The sequence below is a fragment of the Guyparkeria sp. SB14A genome (genome assembly GCF_005096345.1).
In the GTDB taxonomy this organism is placed as follows: Bacteria; Pseudomonadota; Gammaproteobacteria; order Halothiobacillales; family Halothiobacillaceae; genus Guyparkeria; species Guyparkeria hydrothermalis.
On record NZ_SWAW01000037.1, the window covers coordinates 1 to 15,766 of the forward strand.

Annotated in this window: 12 protein-coding genes, 1 tRNA gene and 1 pseudogene; all 14 read left to right on the forward strand. The window is 64.1% G+C overall.

From position 1 onward, the window contains the following. Positions 1-248 (forward strand): annotated as a pseudogene (gene tuf / locus FAZ79_RS10385) (elongation factor Tu); the annotation flags it as partial. Positions 249-321: 73 nt separating this feature from the next. Beyond that, a tRNA-Trp gene (locus FAZ79_RS10390) sits at positions 322-397 on the forward strand. 75 nt (positions 398-472) lie between these two features. Continuing rightward, complete coding sequence (gene secE, locus FAZ79_RS10395) at positions 473-844, forward strand: preprotein translocase subunit SecE (protein ID WP_136867902.1); 372 nt, start codon at positions 473-475, stop codon at positions 842-844. A gap of 11 nt (positions 845-855) precedes the next feature. Continuing rightward, positions 856-1,389 (forward strand): transcription termination/antitermination protein NusG, encoded by a 534-nt coding sequence (gene nusG / locus FAZ79_RS10400; RefSeq protein WP_136867903.1) that lies wholly within the window; start codon positions 856-858, stop codon positions 1,387-1,389. 62 nt (positions 1,390-1,451) lie between these two features. Then, on the forward strand, positions 1,452-1,883 hold the full coding sequence (gene rplK / locus FAZ79_RS10405; RefSeq protein WP_136867904.1) for a 50S ribosomal protein L11: 432 nt from the start codon (positions 1,452-1,454) through the stop codon (positions 1,881-1,883). A 1-nt stretch (position 1,884) separates the two neighbouring features. Then, positions 1,885-2,580 carry a 50S ribosomal protein L1 gene (rplA, locus tag FAZ79_RS10410; RefSeq protein WP_136867905.1) on the forward strand — a complete coding sequence of 232 codons (696 nt, stop codon included), beginning with the start codon at positions 1,885-1,887 and terminating at the stop codon, positions 2,578-2,580. Between the two features lie 265 nt (positions 2,581-2,845). Beyond that, complete coding sequence (rplJ, locus tag FAZ79_RS10415) at positions 2,846-3,373, forward strand: 50S ribosomal protein L10 (protein ID WP_136867906.1); 528 nt, start codon at positions 2,846-2,848, stop codon at positions 3,371-3,373. A gap of 30 nt (positions 3,374-3,403) precedes the next feature. Then, a complete protein-coding gene (rplL, locus tag FAZ79_RS10420; protein WP_136867907.1) occupies positions 3,404-3,784 on the forward strand; it encodes a 50S ribosomal protein L7/L12 in 381 nt (126 codons plus the stop codon). 237 nt (positions 3,785-4,021) lie between these two features. After that, a complete protein-coding gene (gene rpoB / locus FAZ79_RS10425) occupies positions 4,022-8,188 on the forward strand; it encodes a DNA-directed RNA polymerase subunit beta (RefSeq protein WP_136867908.1) in 4,167 nt (1,388 codons plus the stop codon). A 75-nt stretch (positions 8,189-8,263) separates the two neighbouring features. Continuing rightward, positions 8,264-12,478, forward strand: a complete 4,215-nt coding sequence (gene rpoC / locus FAZ79_RS10430; RefSeq protein WP_136867909.1) for a DNA-directed RNA polymerase subunit beta' — start codon at positions 8,264-8,266, stop codon at positions 12,476-12,478. Between the two features lie 100 nt (positions 12,479-12,578). After that, positions 12,579-12,953, forward strand: coding sequence for a 30S ribosomal protein S12 (gene rpsL / locus FAZ79_RS10435; protein WP_125199268.1), 375 nt, complete (start codon positions 12,579-12,581; stop codon positions 12,951-12,953). 18 nt (positions 12,954-12,971) lie between these two features. Further along, a complete protein-coding gene (gene rpsG, locus FAZ79_RS10440; RefSeq protein ID WP_136867910.1) occupies positions 12,972-13,442 on the forward strand; it encodes a 30S ribosomal protein S7 in 471 nt (156 codons plus the stop codon). Between the two features lie 29 nt (positions 13,443-13,471). Then, positions 13,472-15,568: an elongation factor G gene (gene fusA, locus FAZ79_RS10445; protein ID WP_136867911.1), complete on the forward strand. Its 2,097-nt coding sequence runs from the start codon at positions 13,472-13,474 to the stop codon at positions 15,566-15,568. Between the two features lie 45 nt (positions 15,569-15,613). Beyond that, the coding region (locus tag FAZ79_RS10450; RefSeq protein WP_247709524.1) for a GTP-binding protein at positions 15,614-15,766 on the forward strand (153 nt) is incomplete at its 3' end.

Here is a 15,766-nt window from a genome sequence, read left to right on the forward strand (position 1 = left end):
CGAAGGAAGAGGGTGGTCGTCACACCCCGTTCTTCAACGGCTACCGCCCGCAGTTCTACTTCCGCACCACCGACGTGACTGGCGCTTGCGAGCTGCCGGAAGGCACCGAGATGGTCATGCCGGGTGATAACGTGGCGATGACCGTCACGCTGATCGCGCCGATCGCGATGGAAGAAGGTCTGCGCTTTGCCGTCCGCGAAGGCGGCCGCACCGTCGGCGCCGGCGTCGTTTCCAAGATCATCGAGTAACCCGCAACGGGTTGCGTCAAGGCGCGGAGTCGGATAGACTTCGCGCTCTTTTTTCGCGGTAGGCGAAAACACTAGGGCAGTAGCTCAACTGGCAGAGCAACGGTCTCCAAAACCGTAGGTTGGGGGTTCGAGTCCCTCCTGCCCTGCCACTTCCGTGCAGGGGGTGCCCGCCGGGCCCGGTTCGCCGGCCGGCGGGTACTGTCTTTGAAGCGTGAGTTCCTAACATGTCGGAAAAGTCCGTGCAGCCCACGTCGTCTGGTCTGGATTCAGCCAAGATCGCGCTCGCGATCGCCCTGATCCTGGCCGGCATCGTGGGTTATTACCTGCTTGATGACCAGCCGCTGTTCCTGCGCATCCTGGCCGTCGTGGCAGGTGCGGGGCTCGCGATCGCCGTGGCGTACACCACGGCTGTCGGGCGGTCGATCTGGCAGTTCACCTTCGACTCGCGTCTCGAGGTCAAGAAGATGGTCTGGCCGACGCGCCAGGAAGCGACGCAGACGACCCTCGTGGTCATCCTGCTCGTCATCCTGATCGGCCTGTTCCTCTGGGGCGTCGACTCGCTGCTGGGTTGGATCGTTCGCAGCATTACCGGTTAGGAGGCTTAAGCATGGCGATGCGCTGGTACGTCGTCCAGGCGTTCTCACAGTACGAAAACAGCGTCAAGAAGGCGTTGCAGGAGCGCATCGAGCGCGCCGGTCTGCAGCATCTGTTCGGCGAGATCCTCGTTCCGTCCGAGGAGGTGGTCGAGATGCGCGACGGCGTCAAGCGCCGTTCCGAGCGCAAGTTCTTCCCGGGTTACGTGCTGGTCCAGGTGGACATGACCGACGAGGCGTGGCACCTAATCAACTCGGTGCCGCGCGTGCTGGGCTTTATCGGCAACTCGGGTGGCAAGCCGACGCCGATCACCGAGCGCGAGGCCGACCAGATCCTCAACCGGATGAAGGATTCGACCGAGAAGCCGAAGCCGAAGACGCTGTTCGACGTCGGCGAGATGGTCCGCGTCTGCGACGGTCCGTTCAACGACTTCACCGGCACGGTCGAGGAAGTCAACTACGAGAAGAGCCGCCTGCGTGTCGCGGTGAGCATTTTCGGACGTTCCACCCCGGTGGAACTGAATTTCGACCAGGTCGAGAAGACCTGATTTGTCGGCACACGGGGAGCCCGGCCCGGCGTCGGGCGCTACTACCCACTTGAGAGGTCATCATGGCTAAGAAAGTCTCCGCTTACATCAAGCTTCAGGTGCCTGCCGGTCAGGCCAACCCGTCGCCCCCCATCGGTCCCGCCCTGGGTCAGCACGGCGTCAACATCATGGGCTTCTGCAAGGAGTTCAACGCCGCGTCGGGCAACATCGAGCCGGGTCTTCCCGTTCCGGTGGTGATCACTGTCTATCAGGACAAGTCGTTCACCTTCATCATGAAGACCCCGCCGGCCGCGATCCTTCTGAAGAAGGCCGTCGGCATCAAGAGCGGTTCCGCCGAGCCGAACAAGACCAAGGTTGGCACGGTCACCCGCGAGCAGCTCGAAGAGATTGCCAAGACCAAGGAGCCGGACCTGACGGCGAAGGATCTCGACGCCCGTGTGCGCACCATTGCCGGTAGCGCCCGCAGCATGGGCCTGAACGTGGAGGGTGTGTGAGATGGCCAAGCTGAGCAAGCGTCAGAAGCTGATCGCCGAGAAGATCGATCGCAACCGTCAGTACGGTGCCGAAGAGGCCTTCGCCCTGCTGAAGGAAGTCTCCAAGGTGAAGTTCAACGAGTCCGTTGACGTCGCCGTCAACCTGGGCGTCGACCCGCGCCGCTCGGACCAGATGGTTCGCGGTTCCACCGTGCTGCCGCGCGGCACCGGTCAGGACGTGCGCGTTGCCGTCTTTGCCCAGGGTGCCAACGCCGAGGCGGCCAAGGAAGCCGGTGCCGACATCGTCGGCATGGACGACCTCGCCGACGAGATCAAGCAGGGTCGCATGGACTTCGACGTCGTCATCGCCTCCCCGGACGCGATGCGCGTGGTCGGCCAGCTGGGTCAGATCCTCGGCCCGCGTGGCCTGATGCCGAACCCGAAGGTGGGCACGGTTTCCACCGACGTGGGCACGGCGGTCAAGAACGCCAAGGCCGGCCAGGTTCGTTACCGCACCGACAAGAACGGCATCATCCACTGCACCATCGGCAAGGTGGACTTCGATCCGGCGGCGCTGATCGACAACCTCAATGCCCTGATCGGCGACCTGAACAAGGCCAAGCCGTCGGCGGCAAAAGGCGTGTACATGAAGCGTGTATCCGTCTCGACCACGATGGGCCCCGGCCTGGTGGTCGACCAGGGTTCGCTCGCGGAATAACCGCGGCGCAACCCCCGAATAACCGGCCTCGACCCGCGTGTCGAGGCCGGTCACGTTCTTTGGACTGCCGGTATTGATACCGGTGGCGTCAAAGACCGCAGGCGCGGGCGGGTTCGCCCTCCCGCTTAATCGAGAAAGCCTGCGCAGACGGTCAGAGTCCCGATGATTTCATGTCTGGGTGGCCGTTACGAAGGGCGATTCGTGCACCGCGCGAATCGGTTTCAAACGAAAAGGGCTTGTCCCTTTGTAACCGTAGGTAAGAGACGTGGCATTAACCTTCGATCGCAAGAAGTTGGTTGTCGCTGAAGTCGCCGAGGTTGCATCCAAGGCCTACTCGGCGGTTGGCGTCGAGTATCGAGGCTTGACGGTCTCACAGGTTACCGAACTTCGCGTCAAGGCACGCGAAGCCGGTGTTTACCTGCGTGTCGTCAAGAACACTCTGGCCAAGCGCGCCCTGGAAGGCACCGAGTACGAATGCATGAGCGACGCCCTGCGCGGCCCGCTCATCCTCGCGTTCTCGCTGGACGACCTGGGCTCCGCGGCGCGTCTGATGAAGGACGCTGCCAAGGAGATGGAAGCGCTTGAGGTCCAGTTCGTGTCCTTGGGTGGCGAACTCCTCCCGGCTTCCGCTATCGATCGCGTTGCCAGCCTGCCGACCCGTGAGGAAGCGCTTGCGCAACTCATGGCGACCATGCAGGCGCCGGTCACCAAGCTGGCCCGTACCTTCAACGAGGTACCGGGCAAGCTGGTTCGCACCGTGGCAGCCGTTCGCGACCAGAAACAAGCGGCTTAACCTTTTTCATCACTTTTCAGGTACTCAATCATGGCAGTTACAAAAGACGATATCCTCGAAGCGATCTCCAACATGTCCGTCATGGAGGTCGTTGAACTGATCTCCGACATGGAAGAGAAGTTCGGCGTAAGCGCCGCGGCCGCCGTTGCCGCCGCTCCGGCAGCTGGTGGTGGCGAAGGCGCCGCCGCTGCAGAAGAGAAGACCGAGTTCGACGTGGTCCTGAGCTCGTTCGGTTCCAACAAGGTTGCCGTCATCAAGGCGACCCGCGAGCTGACCGGCCTGGGCCTCAAGGAAGCCAAGGAACTGGTCGAAGGTGCTCCGAGCGCCATCAAGGAAGGCGTCGAGAAGGACGAGGCCGAGTCCATGAAGGCCAAGCTCGAAGAGGCAGGCGCTTCCGTCGAGCTCAAGTAAACGAGTGCAAGGGTCGCTTAACCACAGCACCCAGGTACGGGCTGGTGGCCTTCGGGTCGCCGGCCTTTACGCGCTTGTTGGGCGTCCTTTCGCGATCGGATCGACGGTCTGATCGCGAAAGGTTGCCCGGGGCCGCCGATTGCGGCTCCACCCAGGGGGAACGGATCCCCGCGCGCCACGGCGTGCATCGCCAGTCCGCTGGCGATCACACTCAGATTGTCCCGACGAGGAAAGTAGATGAGCTATTCATTCACTGAGAAGAAGCGAATCCGCAAGGACTTCGGCAAGCGTGCCGAGGTCCTGCCGGTCCCCTATCTGTTGACCACGCAGGTCAAATCCTACGAGGGTTTCCTGCAGCAGGGTGTGGCGCAGAAGGAGCGTCGCAACATCGGGCTGCACGCGGCGCTGGGCTCGGTGTTTCCGATCGCGAGCCATTCGGGCAATGCTGAAATCGATTACGTCGACTACCACTTCGGCGAGCCGGCGTTCGATGTCCGCGAATGCCAGATCCGCGGCCTGACCTACTCGGCACCGCTGCGCGTCAAGCTGCGCCTGGTCATCTACGACAAGGACGCCCCGGCGGGCTCCAAGGTCGTCAAGGACATCCGCGAGCAGGATGTCTACATGGGCGAGATCCCGCTGCAGACCGAGAGCGGCACCTTCGTCGTCAACGGCACCGAGCGTGTCATCGTCTCCCAGCTGCACCGCTCGCCGGGCGTGTTCTTCGACCACGACAAGGGCAAGAGCACCAGCTCCAAGCGCATGCTGTTCTCCGCGCGGGTGATCCCGTACCGCGGCTCCTGGCTCGACTTCGAGTTCGACCAGAAGGACCTCGTCTACGTCCGCATCGACCGTCGTCGCAAGATCCCGGCGTCGATCCTGCTGCGTGCGCTGGGCTACAACAACGAGGAGATGCTCGACATCTTCTTCGAGCACGACGAGTTCCGCGTCGACGGCGAGAACCTCGCGCTCACCCTGGTTCCCGAGCGTCTCAAGGGCACCGACGCGGCCTTCGACATCGAGGTCGACGGCGAGACCATCGTCAAGGCGGGCAAGCGCATCACCGCCAAGCACGTGCGTGATCTCAACAACGCCAAGATCGACAACCTGCCGGTTCCGGCGGAGTTCGTGGTCGGCCGCACGCTCGCCAAGGACGTGGTCGACACCGACAGCGGCGAAGTGATCGCCAACGCCAACGACGAGATCACCGAGGAGATGCTGGCGAGCTTCCAGAAGGCCGGCATCGAGTCGTTCAAGACCCTGTACTACAACGAGGTCGACCGCGGCCCGTACATGTCGCTGACCCTGCGCAACGATCCGTCCACCACGCCGCTCGAGGCGATGGTCGAGATCTACAAGATGATGCGCCCGGGCGAGCCGCCGACCAAGGACGCGGCCGAAGGCCTGTTCCACGGCCTGTTCTTCTCCGAGGAGCGCTACGATCTCTCCGAGGTCGGCCGCATGAAGTTCAACCGTCGCCTCGAACGCGAGGGCGATTCCGGTCCGGGCATCCTCTACGACGCCAAGTACTTCGGTCGCCTGGCCGAGGCCGGTGACGAGATCGCCAAGAAGCGCTTCGAGGAGAGCGGCGAGCTGTCCGACATCCTCGACGTGCTGATGGAACTGATCGCCATCCGCAACGGCAACGGCAAGACCGACGACATCGACCACCTTGGCAACCGTCGCATCCGCTCGGTGGGCGAGATGGCCGAGAACGTCTTCCGCATCGGTCTGGTGCGGGTCGAGCGCGCCGTCAAGGAGCGCCTGACCCAGGCCGAGAGCGAGGGCCTGACCCCGCAAGACCTGATCAACGCCAAGCCGGTCGCGGCCGCGGTCAAGGAGTTCTTCGGCTCCTCGCAGCTGTCGCAGTTCATGGACCAGAACAACCCGCTGTCCGAGGTCACGCACAAGCGTCGTATCTCGGCCCTCGGCCCGGGCGGTCTGACCCGCGAGCGTGCCGGCTTCGAGGTGCGCGACGTGCACACCACGCACTACGGCCGCGTCTGCCCGATCGAGACGCCGGAAGGCCCGAACATCGGCCTGATCAACTCCCTGGCCGTGTTCGCGCAGACCAACACCTACGGCTTCCTCGAGACGCCGTACCGCAAGGTGGTCGACGGCAAGGTCACCTCGGACGTCGACTGGCTGTCGGCCTACGAGGAGGAGAAGTACACCATCGCCCAGGCCAATGCGCCGTTGGACGAAGACGGTCGCTTGACCGGTGAGCTGATCTCCGCGCGGAAATCGGGCGAGTTCATGCTCTCCGACCCGTCCGAGATCCAGTACATGGACGTCTCGCCGAAGCAGATCGTGTCGGTGGCCGCCTCGATCATCCCGTTCCTCGAGCACGATGACGCCAACCGCGCCCTGATGGGCTCGAACATGCAGCGTCAGGCGGTTCCGACCCTGAAGGCGGACAAGCCGCTGGTCGGTACCGGCATGGAGCGCGTGGTCGCGACCGATTCCGGCGCCTGCGTGGTCGCCAAGCGCGGCGGCGTGGTGGACCGCGTCGACGCCTCGCGCGTCGTGGTCCGGGTCAAGGCCGAGGAGGCCACCCAGGGCGAGGTCGGTGTCGACATCTACAACCTGACCAAGTACACCCGCTCGAACCAGAACACCTGCATCAACCAGCGTCCGCTGGTGAAGGTCGGTGACCAGATCGAGAAGGGCGACGTGCTGGCCGACGGCCCGTCCGTCGACATGGGCGAGTTGGCACTGGGCCAGAACATCCTCTGTGCCTTCATGCCCTGGAACGGCTACAACTTCGAGGATTCCATCCTCATGTCCGAGCGGGTGGTGCGTGAAGACCGCTTCACCACCATCCACATCGAGGAGCTCAACTGTGTCGCCCGCGACACGAAGCTGGGCGCTGAGGAGATCACGGCCGACATCCCGAACGTCGCCGAGAACCTGCTCAACAAGCTCGACGAGGCCGGCGTGGTGCACATTGGTGCCGAGGTCAAGCCGAACGACATCCTGGTGGGCAAGGTCACGCCGAAGGGCGAAACCCAGCTCACCCCGGAGGAAAAGCTCCTCAGAGCCATCTTCGGCGAGAAGGCGTCCGACGTGAAGGACACCTCCCTGCGCGTTCCGCAGGGCATCGAAGGCACCGTCATCGACGTCCGTGTCTTCACCCGTGACGGCATCGAGAAGGACAGCCGTGCCCGTGCCATCGAAGAGGCCGACCTCGATGCGGTGCGCAAGGATCTCAAGGATCGCATGCGCATCATCGAGGGCGACATCCAGGCGCGCGTTCGCGACGTGCTGCTGGGCAAGGTCGCCGTCGGTGGCCCGACTGGCGTCAAGGCCGGCGGCAAGATCACCGCCGCGCAGCTGAACAAGATCGATCCGGCCAAGTGGTTCGAGATCCGCGTCGAGGACGAGTCCGCCGCTTCCGCGCTGGAGGAGTACAAGGCCCAGCTCGAGCGCGAGAAGGCCGACGCCGAGGCGCGGTTCGAGGACAAGAAGCGCAAGATCCAGCAGGGCGACGACCTGCAGCCGGGCGTGCTCAAGATGGTCAAGGTCTACGTGGCCGTGAAGCGTCGCATCCAGCCGGGCGACAAGCTCGCCGGCCGCCACGGCAACAAGGGCGTCATCTCGATGATCGTGCCCGAGGAAGACATGCCGTACATGGAAGACGGCACGCCGATGGACATCTGCCTCAACCCGCTGGGTGTTCCGTCGCGGATGAACATCGGTCAGATCCTCGAGACCCACCTGGGCCTGGCCGCCCGCGGCCTGGGTCACCAGATCGAGAAGCGCCTCAAGCTCGAGCGCGAGAAGGCGATCAAGGAGCTGCGCGCGTTCCTCGACAAGGTGTACAACCACCGCGAGGAGCCGACCGTCGATCTCGACAGCCTGACCGACGACGAGCTGATCGAGATGGCCGGCAACCTCAAGAAGGGCGTGCCGATGGCCACGCCGGTCTTCGACGGTGCGGTCGAGGACGAGGTCAAGCACATGCTCAAGCTCGCCGAGATGCCGGAGAACGGTCAGGTGCAGCTTTACGACGGCCGCAGCGGCGAGCCGTTCGAGCGCAAGACCACCGTCGGCTACATGTACATCCTCAAGCTCAACCACCTGGTCGACGACAAGATGCACGCGCGTTCGACCGGTCCGTACAGCCTGGTCACCCAGCAGCCGCTGGGCGGCAAGGCGCAGTTCGGCGGTCAGCGCTTCGGCGAGATGGAGGTCTGGGCGCTCGAGGCGTACGGTGCGGCCTATACGCTGCAGGAAATGCTGACGGTCAAGTCCGACGACGTCGACGGCCGGAACAAGATGTACAAGCACATCGTCGATGGCGATCACCGCATGGACGCGGGCATGCCGGAGTCCTTCAACGTGCTGTTGAAGGAAATCCGCTCGCTCGGGATCAACATCGAGCTGGAACAAGACGACGAGTGATTTCCGGGGCATGGGCCCGCCGGGTAATCCCGGGCCCATGGTGCCGTGTGACAGAACACGTTAGGCAGGTAGTCAATGAAAGAATTGCTTAATCTGATGAACCACGAGGTCGGCGAAGAGGACTTCGACCACATCCGTATCTCGCTGGCCTCCCCGGAGATGATCCGTTCCTGGTCGTTCGGCGAAGTGAAGAAGCCGGAGACCATCAACTACCGCACCTTCAAGCCGGAGCGCGATGGCCTGTTCTGCGCCAAGATCTTCGGCCCGGTGCGGGATTACGAGTGCCTCTGCGGCAAGTACAAGCGCCTCAAGCACCGCGGTGTCGTGTGCGAGAAGTGTGGCGTCGAGGTCACCCTCTCGAAGGTCCGCCGCGAGCGCATGGGCCACATCGAGCTGGCGTGCCCGGTCGCGCACATCTGGTTCCTGAAGTCGCTGCCGAGCCGCATCGGTCTGCTGCTGGACATGACGCTGCGCGACATCGAGCGCGTCCTGTACTTCGAGGCGTTCATCGTCACCGATCCGGGCATGACCACCCTGAACAAGGGCGATCTGCTCACCGACGAGATGTACATCGAGGCCCTCGAGCAGTTCGGCGACGAGTTCGAGGCGGGCATGGGCGCCGAGTCCATCCAGAAGCTCTTGAAGGAGATCAACCTCGACGACGAGATCCTCAAGCTGCGCGACGAGCTAGCCGAGACCGGCTCGGAGACCAAGATCAAGCGCATCACCAAACGCCTGAAGCTCCTGGAATCGTTCCGCGCCTCCGGCAACCGCCCGGAGTGGCTGGTCATGACCCAGCTGCCGGTGCTTCCGCCGGACCTGCGTCCGCTCGTCCCGCTGGACGGCGGCCGGTTCGCGACCAGTGACCTCAACGATCTCTACCGTCGGGTCATCAACCGCAACAACCGCCTCAAGCGCCTGCTCGAGATCAATGCGCCGGACATCATCCTGCGCAACGAGAAGCGGATGCTGCAGGAGTCGGTCGACTCGCTGCTCGACAATGGTCGTCGCGGCCGCGCCGTCACCGGCACCAACAAGCGTCCCCTGAAGTCGCTCGCCGACATGATCAAGGGCAAGCAGGGCCGCTTCCGCCAGAACCTGCTCGGCAAACGCGTCGACTACTCGGGCCGTTCGGTCATCGTGGTCGGCCCGACCCTGCGCCTGCACCAGTGCGGTCTGCCCAAGAAGATGGCGCTCGAGCTGTTCAAGCCGTTCATCTTCGGCAAGCTGCATCGCCGTGGTCTCGCCACCACCATCAAGGCGGCCAAGAAGCTGGTCGAGCGCGAGGGCGCCGAGGTCTGGGACGTGCTCGAGGAAGTGATCCGCGAGCACCCGGTGCTGCTGAACCGCGCCCCGACCCTGCACCGTCTGGGCATCCAGGCGTTCGAGCCGACCCTGATCGAGGGCAAGGCGATCCAGCTGCACCCGCTGGTCTGCTCGGCCTACAACGCCGACTTCGACGGTGACCAGATGGCGGTGCACGTGCCGCTGTCGCTGGAGGCGCAGTCGGAAGCCCGCGCGCTGATGATGTCGACCAACAACGTCCTGTCGCCCGCCTCCGGCGAGCCGGTCATCGTGCCGTCGCAGGACATCGTGCTCGGCATCTACTACATGACGCGTTCCAAGGTGAACGCGCGTGGCGAGGGCATGATCTTCGCCGACACCGACGAGGTGCAGCGCGCCTACGACAACGGCCAGGTGGAGCTGGGCGCGCTGGTGCGTGTCCGCATCCGTGACTGGACCCGCGAGGAAGACGGCACGGTCGAATCCAAGACCGCCATCGTCGAGACCACCGTCGGCCGCGCCCTGCTGTACCGGATCGTGCCCGAGGGCATTCCCTTCGAGCAGATCAACAAGGACATGGGCAAGAAGCCGATCTCGGCGCTGCTCAACTACGTCTACCGTCACCTGGGTCTGAAGGACACGGTCGTGTTCGCCGACCAGCTGATGTACACGGGCTTCCGCTACGCGACCCGCTCGGGCATCTCGATCTGCTCGGACGACATGATCGTCCCGGCCTCGAAGGATGCCGAGCTGGCCGCCGCCGAGGCCGAGGTCAAGGAGATCCAGGACCAGTACGGCCAGGGTCTCGTGACCGAGAAGGAGCGTTACAACAAGGTGGTCGACATCTGGTCGCGCGCCAACGACTCCATCTCCCGCTCGATGATGGAGCAGCTGGGCGCGCACACCGTCAAGGACAAGGACGGCAACGACGTCACCCAGAACTCCTTCAACGCGATCTTCATGATGGCGGACTCCGGCGCGCGGGGTAGTGCGGCGCAGATCCGTCAGCTGGCCGGCATGCGCGGCCTGATGACCAAGCCGGACGGCTCGATCATCGAGACGCCGATCACCGCGAACTTCCGCGAGGGTCTGAACGTACTCCAGTACTTCATCTCGACCCACGGCGCCCGTAAGGGTCTGGCGGATACCGCCCTGAAGACCGCGAACTCCGGTTACCTGACCCGTCGCTTGGTCGACGTGGCGCAGGACCTGGTCGTGACCTCCGACGACTGCGGCACCACCACCGACGGTCTGAAGATGACCGCCGTGATCGAGGGTGGCGACGTGGTCGAGGGCCTGGGCAACCGGATCCTGGGTCGCGTGACCTCCAAGGACCTGGTCGTGCCGGGTACTGAGGAAGTCCTGCTGCCGGCCGGCACCCTGATCGACGAGGCGATGGTCGCCCGCATCGAGCAGTCGGGCATCGACGAGGTCTGGGTCCGTTCCGCGATCACCTGTGAGGCGCGTCACGGCGTCTGTGCCAAGTGCTACGGGCGCGACCTGGCCCGCGGCGAGCCGGTCAACCTCGGCGAGGCGGTCGGCGTCATGGCGGCCCAGTCGATCGGCGAGCCGGGCACCCAGCTGACCATGCGGACCTTCCACATCGGCGGTGCCGCCTCCCGTTCGGCCGCGGCGAGTTCGGTCGAGAACAAGGCGGCCGGTGCAGTGCGCCTGCACAACCTCAAGACCGTCAAGAACCGCGATGGCGACCTGGTTGCCGTCACCCGCTCGGGCGAGCTCGGCATGCTCGACGAGCAGGGCCGTGAGCGTGAGCGCTACAAGGTGCCCTACGGCTCGGTCATCCGGGTCAAGGACGGCGAGAAGGTCGATGCCGGCACCACGCTGGCCAACTGGGACCCGCACACGCACCCGGTCGTCTCCGAGGTGGAAGGTTTCGCGCGCTTCTCGGACTTCGTCGACGGTCAGTCGGTCAAGACCGAGACGGACGAGATCACCGGCCTGTCCTCGCAGATCATCATCGATCCGGCGCAGCGTACCGGTACGGCCAAGGATCTGCGTCCGGCGATCGCCCTGACCGACGCCGAGGGCAATGCCGTCAACCTGCCGGGCACCGAGATCCCCGCGATCTACGTCCTGCCGGCCGGTGCGATCATCGGCATCACCGACGGCGCCGAGGTGCAGGTCGGTGACGTGGTCGCCCGCATCCCTCAGGAGTCGCAGAAGACCCGCGACATCACCGGCGGTCTGCCGCGTGTGGCGGATCTGTTCGAGGCCCGCAAGCCCAAGGAGCCGGCGATCCTCGCCGAGCACACCGGTACGGTCAGCTTCGGCAAGGAGACCAAGGGCAAGCAGCGCCTGGTGATCACCGACGAGCACGGCGAGCAGCACGAGGAGTTGATCCCGAAATACCGCGTGATCAACGTCTTCGAGGGCGAGCACGTCGAGCGGGGCGAGATCATTGCCGACGGCGAACTGGCTCCGCACGACATCCTGCGCCTGCGCGGGATCGCCGAGCTGGCGAACTACATCGTCAAGGAGATTCAGGACGTGTACCGCCTGCAGGGCGTGGGCATCGACGACAAACACATCGAGGTGATCGTTCGCCAGATGCTGCGCAAGGTCGAGATCACCGAGTCGGGCGATTCCGGCTACCTGCGTGGCGATCAGGTCGACAAGGCGCGGCTGGTCGAGGAGAACGCGGCTCTGGAGAAGGACGGCAAGTTCCCGGCGAAGTACGAGCCGATGCTCCTGGGCATCACCAAGGCATCGCTGGTCACCGAGTCGTTCATCTCCGCGGCGTCGTTCCAGGAGACCACCCGAGTGCTCACGGACGCCGCCACGCGCGGCGGTCGCGACGAGCTGCGTGGCCTCAAGGAGAACGTCATCGTCGGTCGTCTCATCCCGGCGGGTACGGGCCTGGCGCACCACGAGGAGCGTCGCCGTCGGCGTCACGCCGCGCTCGATCAGGCCAACGACCTGTTCGGTGCGCCGGCCGAGGCCGCCGAGGTGGAGGCCACTGCCGAGGAGAACGGCAACGAGGAATGAGGTTGCGTTGACAGCAACGCGCCAACTGCATAGAATCACTGCCCTTTACGGCGGGCAACTGTGCCCGTCGTGCTAGTTTTTGGTCGGAGAATACGGATACATGGCTACTATCAATCAGCTAGTGCGCAAGCCGCGCAAGCGCATGGTCGAAAAGACCAGCGTGCCGGCGCTGGAGCGCTGCCCCCAGCGACGCGGCGTCTGCACCCGCGTCTACACCACCACCCCGAAGAAGCCGAACTCGGCCCTGCGTAAGGTCGCCCGTGTGCGCCTGACGTCTGGCTACGAGGTCACCGGCTACATCGGTGGTGAGGGTCACAACCTGCAGGAGCACTCGGTCGTGCTGATCCGCGGCGGTCGTGTAAAGGACCTCCCGGGTGTGCGTTACCACGTCGTCCGCGGCAGCCTCGATACCCAGGGTGTCGAGAAGCGCCGTCAGGGTCGTTCCAAGTACGGCGCCAAGCGTCCGAAGAGCTAATCAACGGTAGGATTTGACATGCCCCGTAGAAGAGAAGTCCCCAAGCGCGAGATTCTGCCGGATCCGAAATTCGGCAACGTCACCGTCGCGAAATTCATCAACATGATCATGCTCAGCGGCAAGAAGGCCGTTGCCGAGCGTCTGCTGTACGACGCGATGGACATGATCGAGTCCAAGGGCAAGGGTCACCCGGTCGACGTGGTCGAGAAGGCGCTGGAAAACGTCGCCCCGTCGGTCGAGGTCAAGTCCCGCCGTGTGGGTGGTGCCACCTACCAGGTGCCCGTCGAAGTGCGCCCGGTGCGTCGTTCGTCGCTGGCGATGCGCTGGCTGATCGAGGCCGCCCGCAAGCGCGGCGAGAAGACCATGGCCCAGAAGATGGCCGGTGAGCTGTCGGATGCCGCCGAAGGTCGTGGTTCCGCTGTGAAGAAGCGTGAAGACACGCACCGCATGGCCGAGGCCAACAAGGCCTTCGCCCACTTCCGCTGGTAACCCGACGCTTTTTTTAAGAGGTACTTTTCGTGTCCCGTACGACCCCGCTCGAGCGCTATCGCAATTTCGGCATCATGGCTCACATCGATGCCGGCAAGACCACGACCTCCGAGCGCATCCTGTTTTACACGGGTGTGTCCCACAAGATCGGCGAGGTCCATGAAGGCGCCGCCACGATGGACTGGATGGAGCAGGAGCAGGAGCGTGGTATCACCATCACCTCCGCTGCCACCACCGCGTTCTGGCAGGGCATGGACCAGCAGTTCCAGAAGCACCGCCTGAACATCATCGACACCCCGGGGCACGTCGACTTCACCATCGAGGTGGAGCGTTCCCTGCGTGTACTCGACGGTGCGGTCTTCGTCCTCTGCGCGGTCGGCGGTGTTCAGCCGCAGTCCGAGACGGTCTGGCGGCAGGCGAACAAGTACCGTGTCCCGCGTCTGGCATTCGTCAACAAGATGGACCGCCAGGGCGCCGACTTCTTCCGCGTCATGGACCAGCTCAAGAAGCGCCTGGGTGCGGTTCCGGTTCCGGTCGTCATCCCGATCGGCGCCGAGGACGAGTTCCAGGGCGTGGTCGACCTGATCCGCATGAAGGCCATCTACTGGAACGCTGACGACATGGGCATGACCTATGACCAGCGCGAGATCCCGGCCGAACTGCAGGACGACGCCGAGACCTACCGCGAGCAGATGGTCGAGGCAGCCGCCGAGTCGTCGGAAGAGCTGATGGAGAAGTACCTCGAGAACGGCGAGCTGACCGAAGACGAGATCAAGCAGGGTCTGCGTCAGCGCACCCTCGAGAACGACATCATCCCGGCGCTCTGCGGTACCGCGTTCAAGAACAAGGGCGTGCAGCGCCTGCTCGACGCGGTCATCGAGTTCCTGCCGGCGCCGACCGAGGTTCCGGACATCAAGGGCGAGCTGCCGGACGGCACCGAGGCCTACCGGAAGACTGGCGACGACCAGCCGTTCTCCGCCCTGGCGTTCAAGATCATGACCGACCCGTTCGTCGGTTCGCTGGCCTTCTTCCGCGTCTACTCCGGTAGCGTCAACGCCGGCGACGCCGTGCTGAACTCCACCCGCGGCAACCGCGAGCGCATCGGCCGTATTCTCCAGATGCACTCCAACTCCCGCGAGGAGATCAAGTCGGTCTACTCCGGCGACATCGCCGCGGCCGTCGGTCTGAAGAACGTCACCACCGGTGAGACGCTCTGCGACCCGAGCAACCCGATCATCCTGGAGCGCATGGAGTTCCCGGAGCCGGTAATCGCCGTCGCCGTCGAGCCGAAGACCAAGTCCGACCAGGAAAAGATGTCCCAGGCCCTCGGTCGCCTGGCGCAGGAGGATCCGTCCTTCCGCGTTCGCACCGACGAGGAATCCGGCCAGACCATCATCTCCGGCATGGGCGAGCTGCACCTGGATATCCTGGTCGACCGCATGCGCCGCGAGTTCAAGGTCGAGGCGAACATCGGCAAACCGCAGGTGGCATACCGCGAAACCATCCGCGGCACCGTCGAGCAGGAAGGCAAGTTCGTGCGTCAGTCCGGTGGTCGTGGTCAGTACGGTCACGTCAAGCTGCGCATCGAGCCGCTGGAAGAAGGCGGTGGCTTCGAGTTCGTCAACCAGATCGTCGGTGGCGTGGTTCCCAAGGAATACATCCCGGCGGTCGAGCGCGGTGCCGAAGAGCAGCTGCAGAATGGCGTTATCGCCGGCTACCCGATGGTCGACGTCAAGGTCACGCTGTACGACGGCTCGTACCACGAGGTCGACTCGAACGAAATGGCGTTCAAGGTGGCCGGTTCCATGGCCACGAAGGAAGGCTGCGCCAAGGCCAACCCGGTCCTGCTCGAGCCGATGATGAAAGTCGAGATCGAGACGCCGGAAGAGTACATGGGCGACGTCATCGGTGACGTCAACCGTCGCCGCGGCATGGTGCAGGGCATGGAAGACGTTCATGGCGGCAGCAAGCAGATCAAGGCCGAAGTGCCGCTGTCCGAGATGTTCGGTTACGCCACCGACCTGCGTTCGGCGACCCAGGGTCGTGCGACCTACTCGATGGAGTTCGGTCGTTACGCCGAGGCCCCGAAGAGCGTGGTCGAGGACGTCATCAAGGGTTCGTCCTGATAGGACGCGATCGACAGAATTTGTTTCCAGTTGAGGATGTAAGACATGTCCAAAGAAAAATTTGAACGTTCCAAGCCGCACGTAAACGTCGGCACGATCGGTCACGTAGACCACGGCAAGACCACGCTGACCGCGGCGATCACGCACGTGATGTCCTCCACCTACGGTGGCCAGGGCATGGCGTTCGACCAGATCGAC

Excerpts from the sequence above, each read along its gene's own strand:
- rplK (WP_136867904.1), top strand. The coding sequence starts at position 1,452 with ATGGCTAAGAAAGTCTCCGCTTACATCAAGCTTCAGGTGCCTGCCGGT.
- rpoC (WP_136867909.1), top strand. The coding sequence starts at position 8,264 with ATGAAAGAATTGCTTAATCTGATGAACCACGAGGTCGGCGAAGAGGAC.
- rpsL (WP_125199268.1), top strand. The coding sequence starts at position 12,579 with ATGGCTACTATCAATCAGCTAGTGCGCAAGCCGCGCAAGCGCATGGTC.
- rpsG (WP_136867910.1), top strand. The coding sequence starts at position 12,972 with ATGCCCCGTAGAAGAGAAGTCCCCAAGCGCGAGATTCTGCCGGATCCG.
- nusG (WP_136867903.1), top strand. The coding sequence starts at position 856 with ATGGCGATGCGCTGGTACGTCGTCCAGGCGTTCTCACAGTACGAAAAC.
- secE (WP_136867902.1), top strand. The coding sequence starts at position 473 with ATGTCGGAAAAGTCCGTGCAGCCCACGTCGTCTGGTCTGGATTCAGCC.
- rplA (WP_136867905.1), top strand. The coding sequence starts at position 1,885 with ATGGCCAAGCTGAGCAAGCGTCAGAAGCTGATCGCCGAGAAGATCGAT.
- rplL (WP_136867907.1), top strand. The coding sequence starts at position 3,404 with ATGGCAGTTACAAAAGACGATATCCTCGAAGCGATCTCCAACATGTCC.
- rpoB (WP_136867908.1), top strand. The coding sequence starts at position 4,022 with ATGAGCTATTCATTCACTGAGAAGAAGCGAATCCGCAAGGACTTCGGC.